This is a genomic window from Actinoallomurus rhizosphaericola (genome assembly GCF_024055675.1).
Taxonomy (GTDB): domain Bacteria; phylum Actinomycetota; class Actinomycetes; order Streptosporangiales; family Streptosporangiaceae; genus Actinoallomurus; species Actinoallomurus soli.
In genome coordinates this window covers 290,511-308,561 of the sequence record NZ_JAMXMW010000011.1, presented here as the reverse complement: position 1 = coordinate 308,561, position 18,051 = coordinate 290,511, and the positions used below count along the sequence as shown (strand labels likewise).

Sequence of the window (18,051 nt, the reverse complement as noted above, 5' to 3'; positions counted from 1 at the left end):
GGCGCGCGGCGCCGCGCGCGCTCACCGGTCATCGTGTCGCTCCCGGCGTTCGCGCAGCACGCGCCGCATGACCTCGCGGTCGTCGAAGGGGAGGACCGCACCGCCGACATACTGCCCCTGTTCATGACCTTTGCCGGCCACGACGACGACGTCGCCGCGCCGGGCCCGGCCGGCCGCGAGAGCGATCGCCGCGGCCCGGTCGGGCTCCACGATCACGTGCGCGCGCTCGCTCTCCGGCACGGTGAGTATCCCCTCGACCATAGCGGTGAGGACGGCCCAGGGGTCCTCGGAGCGTGGGTTGTCGTTGGTGAACACCGCGACGTCGGCCAGACGGGCGGCGAGTTCTCCCATGACAGGACGTTTGCCGGTGTCGCGGTCGCCGCCGCAGCCGAGCACGATGATCAGGCGCCCGTCGTCGGCGACGAGCGGCCGCAGGGTCTCCAGAACGGCCTGGACGGCCCCGGGCTTGTGCGCGTAGTCGACCAGCGCGGTGAACTCCTGGCCCTCGTCCACGCGCTCCAGCCGCCCAGGGACGCCGGCGAGGCCGCCGACGCCGCGCACGGCGGTCTGCAGGGCGATCCCCGACTCGACCAGCGCCACGACCGCGCCGAGCGCGTTGGCGACGTTGAACGGGCCGGGCAGCGGCAGCCGTACGTCGGCCTCCACCCCGCCGGGGCCCACCACCCGGAAGTCGCTGCCGTCGGCGCGCAGGCGGACGTCGGCCGCCCGCCACTCCGCGCCGGCGGCACCGGACGGGGAGAAGGTCGTGATCGCGATGCCCGCGCGCTCGACCAGCCGCCGGCCCCAGGAGTCGTCCACGTTGACGACGCCGATCCTGCTGTACTCCGGGGTGAACAGCCGCGCCTTGGCGGCGAAGTAGTCCTCCATCGTCGGATGGTGGTCGAGGTGGTCCTGGGAGAGGTTCGTGAACACGGCGACCTCGTAGAAGGCGCCGCCGACCCGGCCGAAGTCCAGGGCGTGGCTGGAGACCTCCATGGCCGCCGCCGTCACGCCGCGCTCGCGCATCAGCGCGAACAGGCCGTGCAGGTCGGTGGCCTCCGGGGTGGTCAGCGCGCTGGGCAGCACCTCGCCGCCGACACGGATCTCGATCCCGCCGACCAGGCCCGTCTCGTGACCGGCGGCCCGCAGCCCCGCCTCCAGCAGGAACGTGGTCGTCGACTTGCCGCTCGTTCCGGTGACGCCCAGCAGGGTCAGGTCGCGTACGGGGTCGCCGTAGACCCAGGACGCCACCCTGCCGAGCACCGCGCGCGGGTCGTCCACGACGAGCACCGGCAGTCCCGACTTCTCCGCCCGGATCCGGCCCTCCCGGTCGGTGAGGATTCCGGTGGCGCCGGCCTCGGCCGCCTGCGCGGCGAAGACCGCGCCGTGGAAGCGGCTGCCGGGCAGCGCGGCGTACAGGTCCCCCGGCAGGACCTTCCGGGAGTCGTGCGTCACACCGGTGACCATCCCCTGCGGCGGCTCGGTCGCCTCGCGCAGGCCGAGGAGGGAGACGAGCCCGGACAGCGGGCGGGCGGGAACGGTCTTGGGTCGCATGAGATCGGGATCGGGTCTGTTGGACACGGCGGAGAGGGTACCGCCGGTCACCCCTGGTCTGGGGTGATACGGATCTTCTGGGACCGGCCCGCGCTCGGCGGGACGCGCCGGCTCTGCAGCGCGAAGCTCATCACGTCCTTGAACACCGGGGCGGCCACCTCACCACCGTAGTAGCCGTTCTGCGGCTTCTGCAGCACGACCTCGACGACGAGCTGTGGGTTCTCGGCCGGGGCGAAGCCGACGAACGTCGCGGTGTACCCCCCGCCCTCGTAGTTCCCGGTGCGGGGGTTGACGCGCTGCGCGGTGCCGGTCTTGCCCGCGACACGGTAGCCGGGGATCTGCGCGGCGGGCGCGGTGCCCTCCTTCGTGATGACCCCTTCGAGCATCTTGGTGATCTCGGCGGCGGTCGTGCCGCTGATCACCCGGTGCTGGGCCGGCTTGGCCGCCGGGGTGAGGTTGCCGTGCTCGTCGGTGGTGCCGGCGACGAGGCTCGGGGTCACGCGGATCCCGTGGTTGGCGATCGTCGCGTAGACGCTGGCGACCTGCAGCGCGTTGACCGAGACGGACTGGCCGAACGCGAGGGAGTAGCGGTCGGTGCCCCACCACTGGCTCGGCGGCTTGAGCGAGCCGGCCGCCTCGCCCGGCAGGCCGATCCCGGTCTCCTGGCCGTACCCGAACGCCCGCATGTACTGGTAGAGCTGCGTCGGCGTCAGCCGGTCGCTGGCCAGGATGGTGCCGACGTTGCTGGACCTGGCGAGCACGCCCCCGAACGTGAGGGACTCGGTCTTGTGCGGCTCGGAGTCGTGGAACGTCCGGTCGAACTTCGTGATGTGGTCCGGCACGGTGAACACGGTGTCCGGCGTCACGTGGCCGGCCTCCAGCGCCGCCGCCGCGGTGACCACCTTGCTGGTGCTGCCGGGTTCGAAGTCGTCCTGCACCACCCGGTTGCCCCAGTCGCTCTCGGGGTATCTGCCGTAGTTCGCCGGGTCGAAGGACGGCGCCGTCGCCATCGCCAGGATCTGGCCCGACCGGGGATCCATGACGATGACGCTGCCGCTCTGCGCCTTGGTCGCCTTGACCTGCTTGGCGATCGCGTCCTGCGCCTTCCACTGGATGTCCTGGTCGAGGGTGAGCCGCAGCCCCTTGCCGGGGATCGGCTTGAGCTGCTGGTCCTCCCCCATCGGGATCCGCTGGCCCTTCTCGCTGACCTCGACCTTCTGCCAGCCGTTGCGGCCCTTGAGCAGCTTGTTCATGCTGGACTCCAGGCCCGCGGCGCCGTCGCCCGCCGCGTTGACGAAGCCCACGACGTTCGCGGCGAGGGAGCCGCCGGGATAGTCCCGGCGGTACTCCTGCTGCGTGCCGATGCCGGGGAGGTTCATCGCGGTCACCATGCGGGCGCGGTCCGGCTGCACGTGGTGGATGAGCTCCCGGTAGCGGTCCATGTTCGACCGGGGGGTGAGCTTCTTGAGCAGCGTGGCCGGGTCGAGCCCGAACATCGACGCGAGCGTCGTCGCGATCTTGTTCCGGAGGTCCGTGTGGTTCTTCTGCTCGTACTGCTGGATCATCGACGGGTCGGCGTAGATGACGCGGGCGTCGACGGTCTCGGCGATGGGCTGGCCCTGCGAGAACGTGATGGCGCCGCGCACCGCGGGCAGCGGGACCCGGTTGAGCCGCTGGCGGATGGCCGCCTCGGCGTAGCCCTTCGACTCCAGGCCCTGGAGCTGGACGAGACGCCCGGCGAACAGCGACAGCACGAACGCCACGAGCAGCAGGCCGACGTTCAGCCGCTTGATGGGGTCACGCCGGACGATGCGGCGCCGCAGCAGCGCCGGCCGTCGCGGCGGGCCCGGCGGGCGGCCGCCGCGGGCACGCCGAACGGCGGGGTCGGCGCCGCCCCGGACGCCCGGGCGCCCGGTGGACGCCTGCCCACGACCGGCCTGGCCGCGGGCGCCCTGCCCACGGGCGCCCTGGCCGCGGCCGGTCTGCCCGGGGCCGCTCGTGCGGCGCGGGCCTCCGGGCGGGGAGGGAGCGGCCGGCCCGCGGCCACGCCGGGAGGTCACCGCGTGCCGCCTCCCTGCCGGGGAGCGGCCGGGTTCGTCTTCGGGGCGGTGCCCTGGCGCTGAGGAACGGCGCCCTGGCGCGGAGCGGCCTTGGACGTACCGGTGGTGCCCTGGCGCGGCGCCGGACCGCCGGCCGGCGGCACGAGCGCGCCGGGCGCGCCGGTGACGGCCCCGGCCGCGGCGGCGGCCACGGCCTCGTCGGAGACGCCCTGCGGCGGAGCCCCGACCTCGGTCACCCGTCCCGTGCGCGCGTCGATGAAGGCGGTGCCCTGCGGGTCGACCATGCCGAGGCTGCGGGCCTTCTGGTGCAGCACCCCCGGATCCTGCTCCCGTGCGATGTCGGACTTCAGCGCCTGCTCGCGCTCGCCCAGCTGCCGGTTGTCGCGCTGCAGCTCGCTGAGCGTGAAGGCGTCCTGGGCGAGGACGGTGTTGAGCAGCAGGAGGCTGACGAGCGCGCCGCCGAGCAGCCCGACGACGAGCAGGACGAACGGCGCGCGGGCGCGCGGCGGCGCGGGCGTCCGTGGCCGCCGCGCGGCGGTCTCGGGCCGGGTCGCCGGTGAGCGGCTCGGCGCCGTGCGCGTCCGCTCGGGCGGCCGGGTCGCCGACCGCCTGGTCGCCGTCCGCGCGGCGCCGGTCTTCGCCGGAGCACTCGCCGACGTGCCGGTGGTCCGGTCCGCGGCGCTCGCCGCCCTGCCCGCGGTCTTCCCGCTCGCTCCGGCGCGCGCCCGCGCGCCGGCGGGCGCGGCCTTCGTCTTCCCCTTGGCGGCCTTGGCCGCCTTGGTGGTCTTCGTCGTCTTGGCCGCCTCGGCCGACTTGGCCGGCGGCTTGGCCGGCTTGGCCGTCCTGGTGGACGTGCCGCGCGGTGCCGCCTTCTCCTTCTGGCCGGCGTCCTTTCCGGCATCGCCCGCCCGGACGGGCGCGTCCGCGCGCCGACGGCGACGCCGGGTCTCCGGCGGCGGAGTCGTGATGGTCATGCGATGCCTCCTGCTCCACTCCGCCCGCTCGGCGGCTTCTCACCGAGGGGCATCGCGCCGATGCCTCGCGGACGTCGCTCCTCCCGGATCCGCTCGGCGGCGCGCAGGCGTGCCGAGGCGGCCCGGGGGTTGATCGTGGTCTCGTCGTCGGCCGGTCGCTCCGCCCCCCGGGTGAGGAGACGGAACCGGGGCTGCGCCTCCGGCAGCGGGACCGGCAGGTCGGGTGGGGTGGTGTCGGTGGTGCGCTCGGCCAGCGCGCGCTTGACCAGCCGGTCCTCCAGCGAGTGGTAGGACAGGACGGCGATGCGCCCGCCGACGGCCAGGGCGTCGAGGGCGGCGGGCACCGCGCGCTCGAGGGCGGCCAGCTCGCCGTTCACCTCCATGCGCAGGGCCTGGAAGGTGCGCTTGCCCGGATGCCCGCCGGTGCGCTGCGAAGCGGCGGGGATGGCGCCGCGGACGACGTCGACGAGGCGGGCCGTCGACGTGAACGGGGCGCGCCCCCGCTCACGGACGATCGCCTCGGCGACGCGCCGCGCGAACCGCTCCTCGCCGTAGTCGCGCAGGATGCGCGTCAGGTCGGCGGCCGAATAGGTGTTGACCACCTCTTCGGCGGTGAGCCGCTGGGTGCGGTCCATCCGCATGTCGAGCGGTGCGTCGTAGGAGTAGGCGAAACCGCGCTCGGCCTCATCGAGCTGCGGGGACGAGACCCCCAGGTCGAACAGGACGGCGTGCACGTGCGGGACGCCCAGGTCGGCCAGGACCCGCGGGATCTCGTCGTACACGGCGTGCACGAGCGTGAACCGGCCGGCGTACGGCTCCAGGCGGCGCCGGGATCGCTCCAGCGCCGTCGTGTCGCGGTCGAGCCCGATGAGCCGCGCCCGCGGGTGCGCGGCGAGGACGGCGGCGGCGTGCCCGGCGAGGCCCAGGGTGGCGTCGACGTAGATCGCGTCCTCATCGGAGGGTGCCGACAGGGCCGGTGCGAGCAGCGCCAGGATCCGGTCGAGCATGACCGGTACGTGGCGCGCGCGCGAGCCCTCCTCGCGCTCGTCGTCGCCGTGCATGAAACCCCCCTCAGGACGCCACTGCTCGCGGACAGCGCTGAGACCGCGCTCGCTGTCGCCCGCCACCCCTGAGAGAGAATCGATCAGGAACGATCAAGGCGGCCGGTGTGGCCGTCTGCCCCGTATGGAAGACGCCACCCCTCCTGCTCGGCGGCTCACCGCTCAATGGCTTACGCCGGCCCCCTTCGGGATTTCGCCCGGCCAGGTCCCCATCCGCTGCTCCGTGAGGAAGAGCTGTGCAACGGCCATCTGGCACCGGGGAAGGTGCGCCAGCTGGGAGCGGGTGGAGACCTCGCCGAACGGATCCGATCACCGGCGATGGTGCGTCAAAGAATCCCGGGCAGCACCTCCTCCGACAGGTCGGAGAACTGTTGCTCCTGGTCGTCCAGGTAGGTCTCCCACGCGGTGGCGTCCCAGATCTCCAAGCGCGTGTTGGCCCCGATGACGGCGCAGTCGCGGGTCAGGCCCGCGTAGCGCCGGAGCGTCGGCGGGATGGTGATCCGGCCCTGCTTGTCAGGGACCTCGTCGGAGGCGCCGGCGAAGAAGACCCGGCTGTAGTCCCGCACTGCCTTGGCGGTGACCGGTGCGGTGCGAAGCGCCTCGGTGATGCGCTGGAACTCGGCCTCGGGGAAGACGTAGAGGCAGCGTTCCTGGCCCTTCGTGATCACCAATCCCCCTGACAGCTCCTCGCGGTACTTCGCCGGCAGGAACAGTCGTCCCTTGTCGTCCAGGCGCAGGGTGTGAGTGCCGAGGAACATCGGCCCCCACCTCCCGCTTCGCGGGGTCGATGCCCTCCCCCACGGCGCCCCACTGTACTCCACTCTCCCCCACGGTCAACGACCAAAACACCGGTCACGCGGCATCTCGCCCGGCGTACGGGCAGGTCAGAAGAGGGCGCCGCCGGGGGGTGCCACAGACCCCGTCAGAGCCGCCCGGCGCGTCGGTCAAGACCCTCCGGCGGCCTCTCGGGCGGGGCCGGGGAGCACCGGGTGGGGGAAAGTGGAGGACCGCCGAGGTCACGTTCCGTCGCCGTCCGGGCACCGCTCGCGCCGGCGGGGCCGAGACGTCTCCGGGAAGGAGTCTCACGCGCCGCCTAAGAGATCGCCGCGGTCATTCCTCAGCCATCGCCGTGACCGGCCCCGACGACGTACTGTCAGTACGACATATCGGGTGGGAGTGCCCATCCACGGCCGGTGTGCGATGCGACACCCGCCGTACGGGTGGCCCGAGGAGGGGTAAGTGTCAGTAAGCACGCACGGCGGGATCGGCCGGGGACTGGACGGGCTGGCCCAGATCTCGAGCAAGATCCTCGGAGCCATCGAGTCCGTCATCGAGGGCAAGCCCGACGTCGTACGCCTCGCGCTGACCGTTCTTCTCGCCGAGGGCCACCTCCTCATCGAGGACGTCCCCGGCGTCGGCAAGACGATGCTGGCCAAGGCGCTCGCCAAATCGATCGACTGCTCGGTGCGGCGGGTGCAGTTCACACCTGACCTGCTGCCGAGCGACATCACCGGGGTCAGCGCCTACAACCAGGAGCTCCGGGAGTTCGAGTTCAAGCCCGGCCCGGTGTTCGCGAACATCGTGGTGGGCGACGAGATCAACCGCGCGTCGCCGAAGACGCAGTCCGCGCTGCTGGAGTGCATGGAGGAGCGCCAGGTCACCGTCGACGGCCGCACATACCCCCTGGACGCCCCGTTCATGGTGATCGCCACGCAGAACCCGGTGGAGATGGAGGGGACCTATCCCCTCCCCGAGGCCCAGCGGGACCGGTTCACCGCCCGGATCGCGATGGGCTATCCGGAGCCGGCCGCGGAGCTGGAGATGCTCGACGTGCACGGCGGGCCGTCCCCGCTGGACCGGCTGCAGCCCGTGGCCCAGGACGGCGACGTGCGGGCGATGATCGAGGTGGTCCGCGAGGTGCACGTCGCGCCCGGGCTGCGCGCCTACGCCATCGCGCTCGTCACCGCCACGCGGAACCACCCCGAACTGCGCCTGGGCGCCTCACCGCGGGCGACGCTCCAGCTCGTCCGGGCCGCCCGCGCCTACGCGGCCCTGGACGACCGGGAGTACGTCCTCCCCGACGACCTGCAGCGCCTCGCGGTGCCCGTGCTCGCGCACCGGCTCCTGCCGACGGCCGAGGCCCAGGTCCAGCGCCGGTCGGCCGAGCAGATCGTCGCCGAGCTCGTCGAACGCGTCCCGGTCCCCGATCACCGGCGCTGACATGGCGGGGACGCTGAGCGCGCTGACGACGCGGGGCCGTTCGTTCGTCGCGGCCGGGGCCACCGCGATCGCGTGTTCGTTCGTCCTGGGCGAGCGGGACCTGCTCCGCGCCGGCCTGCTCATCCTGGCCCTGCCGCTGCTGTCCGTGCTGGTGGTCTCGCGGACCCGCTACCGGCTGACCTGCTCGCGCCGGGCGAGCCCGACCCGCTTCGCCGCGGGCGGTGAGGCCCAGGTGAACGTCCTGCTGGAGAACGTCTCGCGGCTGCCGACCGGGATCCTCCTCGTCGAGGACCAGGTGCCGTACACGCTGGGCGGGCGCGCGCGGTTCGTCATCGACCGGATCGAGCCGGGCGGCGCCCGGGAGATGGCCTACCGGGTACGGGCCGACGTCCGCGGCCGGTACCCCGTCGGGCCGCTGACCGTACGCCTGGCGGACCCGTTCGGCCTGGTCGAGCTGGCCCGGTCGTTCTCGGCGGCGGACGTCATCACCGTCACGCCCGCGATCGTGCCCCTCCCGGCGGGCCGGCCGACCGGCTCGTGGACGGGAGGCGGTGAGAGCCGGGCCCGGCTGGTGGCCGGCGCCGGGGAGGACGACGTGACGCCGCGCGAGTACCGGCACGGCGACGACCTCCGGCGGGTGCACTGGCGGTCGACGGCGCGCCGCGGCGAGCTGATGGTGCGCCGCGAGGAACAGCAGTGGCAGACCAGCGGCACCCTGTTCCTCGACACCCGCCGGACGGCGCACTGGGGGGACGGTCCCGGCGCGTCGTTCGAGCAGGCGGTGTCCGCGGCGGCCTCGATCGGGCTGCGGCTCGGGCGGGAGGGGCTCGGCCTGCGATACGTCACCGACGAAGGCGTGGCGCTCGCCCCCTCCGCGACGTTCGAGGGGACGCTCCTGGACCTCCTCGCCGTCGTCCGCACGTCGCGGAGCCGGTCGCTGCGGCCCGGCCTGGCGGCCGTGCGCGAGACGGCGAACAAAGGCGACGGCCTGATCGTCGGAGTGTTCGGACGGCTCACTCCGGAGGACGCCCGCGAGATCGCCGGGGCCGGGCACGGGACCGCCGCCCGCGTCGCCGTGATCATCGGGGAGGAGGGCGCGGACCCGGAGGTCGCCCGGATCCTGCGCGCGGCGGGATGGCGGATCATCCCGGTCTCCTCGGCCGCCGCGCTGCGGACGGCCTGGCCCGACGACGGAGGACGGCCCGGCCGACCGGAGCGGACGGAGGCGCGATGAGGATACGGCTGACGATCGTGGCCTGCGTGGCGACACTGCTCGCCTCGATCGCGCTCTACCCGCTGTTCAAGACGGCGGGGTGGTTCGGCAGCGGGCTGGGGGCGGTGCTCACCGTCGGCGGGGCGGGCCTGCTGACCCGGCGCTTCCGCCTGCCCGCCGTGGCCTGTCTCCTGATCTCCGTCGTGGCGCTCGTCTTCTACCTCGACGTGCTGTTCGCCGCCGGCGACGCATTCCTCGGAGCGATCCCGACCCCCGGGTCGCTGTCGTCTCTGGCGGAGCTGGCCCGCGACGGGTGGCAGGACTCGTTCCGCTACGCCCCGCCCGTGCCGGTGCTTCCGGGAGTGGAGCTGCTGAGCACCGGCGGCATCGGGCTGGTCGCGATCCTCGTCGACCTGCTCGCCGTCCGCCTGCGCCGCGCCGCCCCGGCCGGTCTGCCCCTGCTGGCGATGTACGCGCTGCCGGCCCGGTTCCGCGAGGAGAGCGCCGGCTGGCTGGTCTTCCTGCCGGGCGCGGCCGGATACCTCGCGCTCCTCGTGGCCGACGCCCGTGACCGCCTCTCGGGCTGGGGCCGCCCGGTGTTCACCCGCCACTGGTCGGACGACGTGCGGCTCCGCGACCGCCCCGACTCCAGTCCGCTGGCCGTGACGGGACGGCGGATCGGGCTGACCGCCGTCGTCCTGGCGGTCGTGGTCCCCCTGGCGGTGCCCGACGTCGATCCGCACTGGCTCCCCGACTCCGACGGGAACGGCCCGGGCGGGCTCACCACGGTGACCACCCCGGATCCACTGGTCAGCCTGAAACGCCAGCTCGTACGGGCGGACGACGCCGTCGTCCTCACCTACCGCACGTCGGACGACTCCACACCGGACTACCTGCGGATGTACTCGCTCGACCGGTTCGACGGCGACGGGTGGACGTACTCCACGATTCACGGGGACAAGAACGCGCGCGTCGACGGCAAGACCCTGCCCTCGGCGCCGGGCCTGAACCTGGACTCCTCCCTCCTCCATCCGGTGACCACCAGCGTCAGGATCGACTCGCACGTACGCGGCATGAGTGTCCTGCCGGCCCCCTACCCGCCGACCAAGGTGTCGATCAAGGGCGACTGGCGGGTCGACGCCCCCACGTTGATGATCTTCTCGCCGCACGAGACGGCGGGCGGCCGGACCTACACGGTGTCGAGCGTGCGCCCCTCGCCGACGTACCAGCAGCTGGAGGCCGCCGTCCCGGTCCCCGACGACGTCGCCTCGCGCTACCTCGCGGTGCCGGCCCCGTTGTCGGTGGGGAGGGACGTCATCGCGCTGGCGCACCGGCTGACCGCGACGGCGTCGACGCCGTACGACCGGGCCGTCAAGCTGCAGGAGTGGTTCACCAAGCCCGGCAATTTCAAGTACAGCCTCGACGCGCCCTCCCCCCGTAACGCCGGGGCGCTCCGCGACTTCCTGTTCGGCAGCCGGACCGGATACTGCGAGCAGTTCGCGGCGTCGATGGCGCTGCTGGCCCGTATCGTCGGCATCCCCGCGCGCGTCGCCATGGGGTACACCTCCGGTGAGCGGCAGGCGGACGGCAGCTGGATCGTACGGACCAAGGACACGCACGCCTGGCCCGAGCTCTACTTCGCCGGCGTCGGCTGGCTGCGGTTCGAGCCGACCCCGGCGGGCGGTACGGGCCAGGGCAGCGCGACCGTGCCGGACTACACCAGCCCGCTGCTGCTCCCCGGCGCGCCGACGAGCGGATCCACGAGCCGGCTGCCCTCGACGGGCCAGGCCCCGGGCGGCCGCTCGGCCACCGGCCACGGGTCGGTTCCGCGCCACCGCGCCGACCCGCTCGACCCGGCCGGCGCGGCCGGACCGCTCGCCGCGCCCCACCACGGCGGCCCGCCGATCGGCCGGTTGCTGGCCCTGCTGGCGCTCCTCCTCCTCCTGGTCTCGGCCCCCGCGGCACTGCATCGCCTGGCGCGGGTCCGCCGCTGGGCACGCGCGGCCAACGAGGCCGACCTGGCCCACGCGGCATGGGAGGAGTTGCGGATCGCCGCGGTGGATCACCGGCTGCCGTGGCGGACCGGGGACAGTCCCCGGGCGGCGGGGCGGCGGCTCACCGAGGCGCTGTCGCTGGACGAGCCGTCCGCCGAGGCCCTGAACCGGCTGGTACGGGCCGAGGAGCTCGCCAGGTACGCGCCGGCGCCCGGCCCCGGCACGGGGCTCCGCGAGGACGCGTTCACGGTACGGGCCGCGTTCGCCGCCGCGGCGGGGCGGCGCGGCCGGTGGCGGGCCCGGGTGCTGCCGCCGTCCTCGGCGGCGTTCCCGCGCGGCGTGGCCGGCCGGGCGCTCGACGCCTTCGACCAGATCGACTCACTCGTCATGCGCCGGCGACGCCACTCCGCGGGCTGACCGCCCGGCGGACCCGGCAGGCCGTCCGCTCAGGGGCGCGCGGTCGGCGAGTCACCGCCCCGGGGCGTACCGGGGGGAAGCGCGTCACCGCCCGGCGGTGTGCCGGGCGGTGACGTCGGTCTTCGGGGGGTCAGAGCTCTCCGTGGCGGCGGCGCCAGCGCTCCTCGAGGCGCTCCATGAACCCGCCGCTGGCCGCCTTCTGCCGCCTGCCCCGCCTGCGCGGTGCCTCGGCCACGCCGTTCATCCGCTTCCAGCTGGTCAGCCCCCACGCGCAGCAGGTGACCATGAGCAGGAACCCGGCCACGCTGATCACGATGCTGATCGGCATCGTGTTCACGATGACGCCTGCCAACACCACGAACAGGCCCAGTGCGGAGCCGATCGCGGCCTTCCAGATCCTGCGCCTGTAATGCACCTGCGGATCGGTCGAGCGGACCGCCGAAGCGAACTTCGGATCCTCGGCGTACAGCGCGCGCTCGATCTGGTCGAGCATGCGCTGCTCGTGGTCAGAGAGCGGCACGGCGCCTCCCAAAGACAGCCCCGCGAGGGGGAATCCCACGCCGGACGGGGACATGGCTATCGGTGATATGCCCAGAATACGAGCCCTGACGACCGGGGGAAAGAAAACGTTCGCCTGTGGACAGGAGGATCGTCAAGTCATCACCCCTGATCACTCGGCGTCGTCACATGTTTCACATGAGCCTCATTGGTCGTCACCGGTCTCTCGACCGTGGCGAGCATCACGCCCGCCGTCCGGGCGGACCAGGGCGGCGGGACGTACGGCGCCCGCGCCGAACCGGCGGGCGGCCAGGTCCATGGCCGCCTCCGCCTGGCGCCAGCCGACCTCCGGCTCGTCCAGGGTCAGCTGCCGCGGGGTCGTCGCGGCGGGCACGAGGTTCTCGACCCGCACGCCCACCAGCCGCAGGGGGACGCCCTCCAGCCCGGACGCCTCGTACAGCGCGCAGGCGGTCGCGTAGACCTCACGCGCCACGTCGGTCGGCTCGGGGAGCGTACGGGCGCGGGTCAGGGTGGTGAAGTCCGGCCTGCGGAGCTTGACCGCCACGGTGCGGCCCGCCTGGTCGCTTCCGCGCAGCCGCGCGCCCACCCGGTCGGACAGCCGCAGCAGCTCGCGCCGGATCGCCTCCGGGTCGGCGATGTCGTGGTCGAAGGTCTCCTCCGCGCCGATGCTCTTGTCCGGCACGCTCGCCGTCACCGACCGCGGGTCCCGGCCCCAGGCCAGGTCGTGCAGGTGCCGGCCGGCCGCCTCGCCGACCTCGCGCCGGAGCGTGTCGACCGGCGTCCGCGCGAGGTCGCCGACCGTGCGCAGGCCGAGGCGCCGGAGGGTCTCCTCGGTACGCTCCCCCACGCCCCACAGGGCCGCGACCGGCAGCGGGTGCAGGAAGTCGACGACCCCGTCCGCCGGCACGACGAGCAGGCCGTCCGGCTTGCACCGGGTGGACGCGAGCTTGGCCACGAACTTGGTGCTCGCGACCCCGACCGAGCAGGTGATGCCCTGCCGCTCGTAGACCTGCTCCCGGATCATCCGGCCGATCTCGGCGGGCCGGCCCAGCCGGCGCAGCGCCCCCGCCACGTCGAGGAACGCCTCGTCGAGCGCGAGGGGCTCCACCAGTGGCGTGATCGAGCGAAAGATCTCCATGACGCCCGCCGACACGGCGGCGTACCGGGCGTGGCGGGGCGGCAACACGACCGCCTGCGGGCAGAGCCGCCGGGCGCGGCTCATCGGCATCGCCGAGTGCACCCCGAACGCCCGGGCCTCGTACGAGGCGGCGGCCACGACACCGCGCGGCCCCGCCCCGCCGACGACGACCGGGCGGCCGCGCAGCTCCGGGTGCTCCAGCAGCTCGACGCTGACGAAGAAGGCGTCCATGTCCACGTGCAGGACCGTGCAGCCGGTGTCGTCCCCCGGCGGCCCGGGCTGCGGCCCCGGCCGGTGCAGCTGCTGCTTCCTGCTCAATGGTCGCTCACTGAGAACTACCGGCGGTAGGCCAGGGCGTGGAGCTGGGTGGCGACGTCCTTCAGGACGGGATGCATGGAGACGGCGCGCTCCAGGGCGACGAGCTCGTCGGCGGCCCCCCGCTCGCCGTCGATGATGCCGCTCGGGACCAGGTCGGCGAACACCCGGACCCCGTGCACCGGCCCCGACCGCAGGCCGGCCGCGTCGATCAGCTCGGCCAGCATCCCGGAGGTGAACCGGCGCGGGACCGGGTCGCGATCGCCCCAGCGGCCCTGCGCGCTGGACAGGACGCGGCGGGCGTCCTCGAAGTGCCCGGCGAGCGCCCGGTGGAGCACCGCGGCGACCTGGTTGGCGGCCAGCACGCTGACCGCTCCGCCGGGCCGTACGGTGCGGGCGATCGCGGCCAGCGCGGTGGCCGGATCGTCGACGTACTCCAGCACGCTGTGGCAGATGACGAGGTCCGCGCTGTCCGGGCCCACGACGTCCAGCAGGCCGTCGGCGTCGCCCTGCGCGGCACGCACCGCGACCCCGGCCTCGGCGGCGCGGCGTTCGAGGCCGGCGAGGGCGTCCGGGCTGGCGTCGACGACCGTGACGCGGTGCCCGAGCTCGGCCAGCGGCACGGCGAACCCGCCGGTGCCGCCGCCCGCGTCGACGACGTCGAGCCGGTCGCGCCCCGACTCCTTGGCGGTCTCGTCGAGGACATCGCGCAGGATCTCCCACACGATGGCGGTGCGCGTCGACCGCGATCGCGGACGATCGGTCACGGCTCCCCCTCCCGGCTCGGCGCTTCCCCGCCCACCCTAAGACCTCACAGGGCGAGGGACGGCTTCAGCTCCAACAGCCGCGACAGCAGGCCGTTGACGAACCGGGGCGACTCGTCCGTGGACAGGTCGGTGGCCAGGGCGACCGCCTCGCTGACGGCGACGCCGTCGGGGACGTCCTCGCTCCACAGCAGTTCGTACGCGCCCAGCCGCAGGATGTTGCGGTCGACGATGGGCATCCGGTCGAGCGTCCAGCCGACGGCGTACGTCGCGATCAGCTCGTCGAGGCGTTCGCGGCGCGTGGCCACGCCCTCGACGAGCCGGTCGACGAAGTCCTGCTCGGCGAGCCGGTGCTCCGCCTGCCGGGTGCGCCGGTCGAGGACCTCGACCGGCGGCTCACCGCGGACCTCGGCCTCGTAGAGGATTTCGAGGGCGCGTCTGCGCGCCTTGCTCCGTGCGGCCACGGATCAGGCACGACCCAGGTAGTCGCCCGAGCGCGTGTCGACCTTGATCTTCTCGCCGGTCGTGATGAACAGCGGGACCTGGATCGTCGCGCCCGTCTCGACCGTCGCGGGCTTGGTGCCGCCGGTGGAGCGGTCGCCCTGCAGGCCGGGCTCGGTCTCGGTCACCTCGAGCACCACGGCGGCGGGCAGCTCGATGTAGAGCGGGGTGCCCTCGTTGAAGGCGATCACGGCGTTCTGCTCCGGGAGGAGGTAGTTCGCCGCGTCGCCGACCGTCGCCGCCGGGATGTGCGGCTGGTCGTAGGTCTCGGTGTCCATGAAGACGAAGTCCTCGCCCTCGCGGTAGAGGTACTGCATCTCCCGCTTGTCGACGTTCGCCACGTCGACCTTGGTGCCGGCGTTGAAGGTCTTGTCGACGACCTTGCCGGACAGGACGTTCTTGAGCTTGGTACGGACGAACGCGCCGCCCTTGCCAGGCTTGACGTGCTGGAACTCCTGGACGGTCCACAGCTGGCCGTCGAGGTTCAGCGTCATGCCGTTCTTGAGGTCGTTCGTCGTCGCCACTGTGTGTCGTTCTCCCGCTTCGGCGGTCTGCCGCGTCTAGATGACGAGCAGGTCCTTTGTCGTCTTGGTGAGCAGCTCCGGACCGTCCGCACGGACGACGAGGGTGTCCTCGATGCGGACCCCGCCGCGACCGGCGACGTAGACGCCGGGCTCGACGGTGATGGGAACTCGATCCCTCAGTTTACCGGTCTTGTCATACCCCATGAGCGGTGCCTCATGGATCTCCAGGCCGACACCGTGCCCGAGCCCGTGCGGGAAGTCGTCGCCGTGCCCGGCCGTCTCGATCACACCGCGGGCCGCGGCGTCGACCTCCTTGGTCACCGCGTCCGGGCGCGCCGCCGCGACGCCCGCCGCCTGGGCCGTGGCGACGAGCTCGTAGATCTCGCGCTCCCACGCCCCGGCCTCGCCGATCGCGATGGTCCGGGTCATGTCGGCGTGGTAGCCGCCCCGCAGGGCGCCGAAGTCCATGGTGACCAGGTCGCCGCGCTCGATCGCCCGCTCGGACGGGACGTGGTGCGGGATCGCGCCATTGGGGCCGCTCGCCACGATGGTGGCGAACGCCGGCTGGTCCGCGCCGAGGTCGACCATGGCGCGGTCCAGGGCGATCGCGATCTCGCGTTCGGCGACGCCGGGGCGGATCGTCGGCAGCACCGCGTCGAAGGCCTGGTCGGTGATGGCGCAGGCCTCCGCGAGGAGGACGATCTCCTCCTCGTCCTTGACCATCCGGAGCTCCTCCACGGCGTGGCCGAGAGGGACCAGCTCCGGCGCGTCCGGCTCCCCGGCGAGCGCGTCGCGCGCCTCGACGGTGACCTCGTGCGCCTCGAACGCCAGCCGGCCCGTCGCCCGTCCGGCCAGCACGCCCGCGGTGGCCCGGTCGATCACGCACTCCAGCTCCGGGCACACGCGCGCGGCCGTGCCGGCGTACCGGCCGTCGGTCGCCAGCACGGCGGTCCCGTCGGCGCGCACGAGCAGCGCGGCGTTGGAGCTGGCCAGCCCGGTCAGGTAGCGCACGTTGACCAGGCGGGTGATGAGGGCCGCGTCGGCGCCGCGGGCGGCGACGAGCCCGGCCAGCCGCGCGCGGCGGGCCTCGTGGATCTCCGGCATGCCCGAACTCTACGCCCGCGCCGCCGGACGGAGCCGCCGAGCCCCGAGCACGGCGCCCCGTCCCGGCGCGCCGCGACGGGCGGCCGCGTGGTCAGACGGAGGCGGCCAGCTCCCGGACCCGCTCGATCAGCTTGACGCGGGACTCGTGGTCGCCCGCCATCGGCGCGACGTTGAGCGTCGTGACGCCGGACTCCTTCAGCGCCGCGAGCCGGTCGCGGACGAAGCCCTCCGAGCCGATCAGGGAGGTCTTCTGCAGCAGCTCGTACGGCACCTTGGCGGCGGCCTCGTCCTTCTTCCCGGCGAGGTAGAGGTCCTGGATCTCCTCGGCCTCCTTCTCGTAGCCGTAGCGCCGGGCGAGGTCGTTGTAGAAGTTGCGGCCCTTGGCGCCCATGCCGCCGATGTACAGCGCGGCCATCGGCCGGCCGAGGTCGAGCAGGCCGTCGACGTCGTCGCCGATCGCCAGGAACGCCTGCGCGACGATGTCCAGCTCGCCGAGCGAGGGGTCGCGCTTGGCCTTGCCGCGGGCGAGCGCGTCGCCCCAGACGTCGCCGGCCTTCTCGGGGACGTAGAAGATCGGCTCCCAGCCCTCGGCCAGCTCGGCGGTCATCTCGACGTTCTTCGGACCGAGGGAGGCGATGAAGATCGGGATGCGCTCGCGGACCGGGTGGTTGATCAGCTTGAGCGGCTTGCCGAGGCCGGTGCCCTCCTCGGCGGGGAGCGGCAGCTTGTAGTACTTGCCGTCGTAGACGACGCGTTCGCGGCGCCAGACCATGCGGCAGATCTCGATGATCTCCCTGGTCCGGCCGATCGGCGCGGTGTACGGGACGCCGTGCCAGCCCTCGATGACCTGCGGGCCGGACGCGCCGAGGCCGAGCACGAACCGCCCGCCGGAGACGTAGTCCAGGCCGGCGGCCGTCATGGCGGTCAGCGTCGGGGTCCGCGAGTACAGCTGGAGGATGCCCGAGGCGATCTGCAGGCGCTCGGTCCGCGCCGCGATGAAGCCCATCTGGCTGACGGCGTCGAAGCTGTACGCCTCCGGCACGAACACGATGTCGAGGCCGGCCTTCTCATAGTCCGCCAGCTCGTCGACGGTCTCCGTGAAACCGCCCGCGTAGTTGAGGGACATCCCGATCCGCATGGCGCCGCACCCACCCATCCTGACCTTGACCGCCGAGTAACAGAATCACGTTCAGTCATACCGTACCGGCGCAGGCGCGGCACCCCCGGCGTCAGCCCTCGCTCTCCGCGAGGAGCTCGGCGATCGCCTGCAGCGCCAGCACGTACGACAGGAACCCGAAGCCGGCGATCGTGCCGGTGGCCACCCCCGCGACGACCGAGTTGTGGCGGAACTCCTCCCGGGCGGCCGGGTTCGACAGGTGCACCTCGATCAGCGGGGCGGTCCGCTGGGCGATGGCGTCGCGCACCGCGTACGAGTAGTGCGTGAAGGCGGCGGGGTTCAGCACGACCGGGATCCTGCCGTCGGCCGCCTCGTGCAGCCACGAGATCAGCTCGGCCTCGTCGTCGGTCTGGCGCACCTCGGCGTGCAGGCCCAGCCGCCGGGCGGTGTCCCGGCACAGCGCGGTGAGGGCCTCGAAGTCCGCGGCGCCGTACACGTCGGGTTCGCGGCTGCCCAGCCTGCCGAGATTCGGCCCGTTCAGGACGAAGACCTCACTCATCGACCGCCCGTCCTCCG

At 73.5% G+C, this 18,051-nt stretch carries 16 protein-coding genes; 3 read left to right on the top strand and 13 right to left on the bottom strand.

The features are described 5' to 3' along the window. Positions 1–21 precede the first annotated feature (21 nt). The 5 genes from NE234_RS25080 to mraZ form a co-directional block, all read right to left on the bottom strand. Entirely contained in the window at positions 22–1,554 is a 1,533-nt protein-coding gene (locus tag NE234_RS25080; RefSeq protein WP_252783103.1) for a UDP-N-acetylmuramoyl-L-alanyl-D-glutamate--2,6-diaminopimelate ligase, read from the bottom strand. A 47-nt stretch (positions 1,555–1,601) separates the two neighbouring features. Further along, positions 1,602–3,365, bottom strand: a complete 1,764-nt coding sequence (locus NE234_RS25075) for a peptidoglycan D,D-transpeptidase FtsI family protein (RefSeq protein ID WP_454923401.1) — start codon at positions 3,363–3,365, stop codon at positions 1,602–1,604. Positions 3,366–3,610: 245 nt separating this feature from the next. Next, a complete protein-coding gene (locus NE234_RS25070) occupies positions 3,611–4,588 on the bottom strand; it encodes a hypothetical protein (protein WP_252783059.1) in 978 nt (325 codons plus the stop codon). Further along, positions 4,585–5,649, bottom strand: coding sequence for a 16S rRNA (cytosine(1402)-N(4))-methyltransferase RsmH (gene rsmH, locus NE234_RS25065; protein WP_252783057.1), 1,065 nt, complete (start codon positions 5,647–5,649; stop codon positions 4,585–4,587). Before rsmH ends, NE234_RS25070 begins: the two co-directional genes overlap by 4 nt. Before the next feature lie 326 nt (positions 5,650–5,975). After that, positions 5,976–6,407 carry a division/cell wall cluster transcriptional repressor MraZ gene (mraZ, locus tag NE234_RS25060; RefSeq protein ID WP_252783056.1) on the bottom strand — a complete coding sequence of 144 codons (432 nt, stop codon included), beginning with the start codon at positions 6,405–6,407 and terminating at the stop codon, positions 5,976–5,978. Between the two features lie 481 nt (positions 6,408–6,888). Here mraZ and NE234_RS25055 point away from each other — a divergent pair, with 481 nt between their 5' ends. The 3 genes from NE234_RS25055 to NE234_RS25045 are packed head-to-tail and all read left to right on the top strand — an operon-like array spanning position 6,889 to position 11,493. Beyond that, positions 6,889–7,869: an AAA family ATPase gene (locus NE234_RS25055; RefSeq protein WP_406567063.1), complete on the top strand. Its 981-nt coding sequence runs from the start codon at positions 6,889–6,891 to the stop codon at positions 7,867–7,869. 1 nt (position 7,870) lies between these two features. Next, a complete protein-coding gene (locus NE234_RS25050; RefSeq protein WP_252783054.1) occupies positions 7,871–9,103 on the top strand; it encodes a DUF58 domain-containing protein in 1,233 nt (410 codons plus the stop codon). Beyond that, complete coding sequence (locus NE234_RS25045; RefSeq protein WP_252783053.1) at positions 9,100–11,493, top strand: transglutaminase family protein; 2,394 nt, start codon at positions 9,100–9,102, stop codon at positions 11,491–11,493. Before NE234_RS25050 ends, NE234_RS25045 begins: the two co-directional genes overlap by 4 nt. Positions 11,494–11,623: 130 nt before the next feature. Here NE234_RS25045 and NE234_RS25040 read toward each other — a convergent pair whose 3' ends face one another. The 8 genes from NE234_RS25040 to aroQ all read right to left on the bottom strand — a co-directional run bounded on the left by NE234_RS25040 (position 11,624) and on the right by aroQ (position 18,034). Then, positions 11,624–12,013, bottom strand: coding sequence for a DUF3040 domain-containing protein (locus NE234_RS25040; RefSeq protein WP_252783051.1), 390 nt, complete (start codon positions 12,011–12,013; stop codon positions 11,624–11,626). A gap of 183 nt (positions 12,014–12,196) precedes the next feature. After that, positions 12,197–13,468, bottom strand: coding sequence for a DNA polymerase IV (locus NE234_RS25035; protein WP_252783049.1), 1,272 nt, complete (start codon positions 13,466–13,468; stop codon positions 12,197–12,199). A gap of 17 nt (positions 13,469–13,485) precedes the next feature. Next, complete coding sequence (locus tag NE234_RS25030) at positions 13,486–14,232, bottom strand: methyltransferase domain-containing protein (RefSeq protein WP_252783047.1); 747 nt, start codon at positions 14,230–14,232, stop codon at positions 13,486–13,488. Positions 14,233–14,276: 44 nt separating this feature from the next. Continuing rightward, the gene (gene nusB, locus NE234_RS25025; RefSeq protein WP_252783046.1) at positions 14,277–14,693 is read right to left on the bottom strand and encodes a transcription antitermination factor NusB; all 417 of its coding nucleotides are present in this window, start codon (positions 14,691–14,693) and stop codon (positions 14,277–14,279) included. Between the two features lie 3 nt (positions 14,694–14,696). Next, the gene (efp, locus tag NE234_RS25020; protein WP_252783044.1) at positions 14,697–15,254 is read right to left on the bottom strand and encodes an elongation factor P; all 558 of its coding nucleotides are present in this window, start codon (positions 15,252–15,254) and stop codon (positions 14,697–14,699) included. Between the two features lie 36 nt (positions 15,255–15,290). Beyond that, entirely contained in the window at positions 15,291–16,358 is a 1,068-nt protein-coding gene (locus NE234_RS25015; protein ID WP_252783042.1) for a M24 family metallopeptidase, read from the bottom strand. Between the two features lie 91 nt (positions 16,359–16,449). Continuing rightward, positions 16,450–17,496, bottom strand: coding sequence for an LLM class F420-dependent oxidoreductase (locus NE234_RS25010; RefSeq protein WP_252783041.1), 1,047 nt, complete (start codon positions 17,494–17,496; stop codon positions 16,450–16,452). Positions 17,497–17,587: 91 nt separating this feature from the next. Further along, entirely contained in the window at positions 17,588–18,034 is a 447-nt protein-coding gene (gene aroQ / locus NE234_RS25005; RefSeq protein ID WP_252783040.1) for a type II 3-dehydroquinate dehydratase, read from the bottom strand. Positions 18,035–18,051: the final 17 nt, after the last annotated feature.

Bases quoted from the DNA above. Each gene is read 5' to 3' on its own strand.
- NE234_RS25080 (WP_252783103.1), bottom strand. From the start codon at position 1,554: ATGCGACCCAAGACCGTTCCCGCCCGCCCGCTGTCCGGGCTCGTCTCC.
- NE234_RS25070 (WP_252783059.1), bottom strand. From the start codon at position 4,588: ATGACCATCACGACTCCGCCGCCGGAGACCCGGCGTCGCCGTCGGCGC.
- rsmH (WP_252783057.1), bottom strand. From the start codon at position 5,649: ATGCACGGCGACGACGAGCGCGAGGAGGGCTCGCGCGCGCGCCACGTA.
- mraZ (WP_252783056.1), bottom strand. From the start codon at position 6,407: ATGTTCCTCGGCACTCACACCCTGCGCCTGGACGACAAGGGACGACTG.
- NE234_RS25050 (WP_252783054.1), top strand. From the start codon at position 7,871: ATGGCGGGGACGCTGAGCGCGCTGACGACGCGGGGCCGTTCGTTCGTC.
- NE234_RS25045 (WP_252783053.1), top strand. From the start codon at position 9,100: ATGAGGATACGGCTGACGATCGTGGCCTGCGTGGCGACACTGCTCGCC.
- NE234_RS25015 (WP_252783042.1), bottom strand. From the start codon at position 16,358: ATGCCGGAGATCCACGAGGCCCGCCGCGCGCGGCTGGCCGGGCTCGTC.
- NE234_RS25010 (WP_252783041.1), bottom strand. From the start codon at position 17,496: ATGCGGATCGGGATGTCCCTCAACTACGCGGGCGGTTTCACGGAGACC.
- aroQ (WP_252783040.1), bottom strand. From the start codon at position 18,034: ATGAGTGAGGTCTTCGTCCTGAACGGGCCGAATCTCGGCAGGCTGGGC.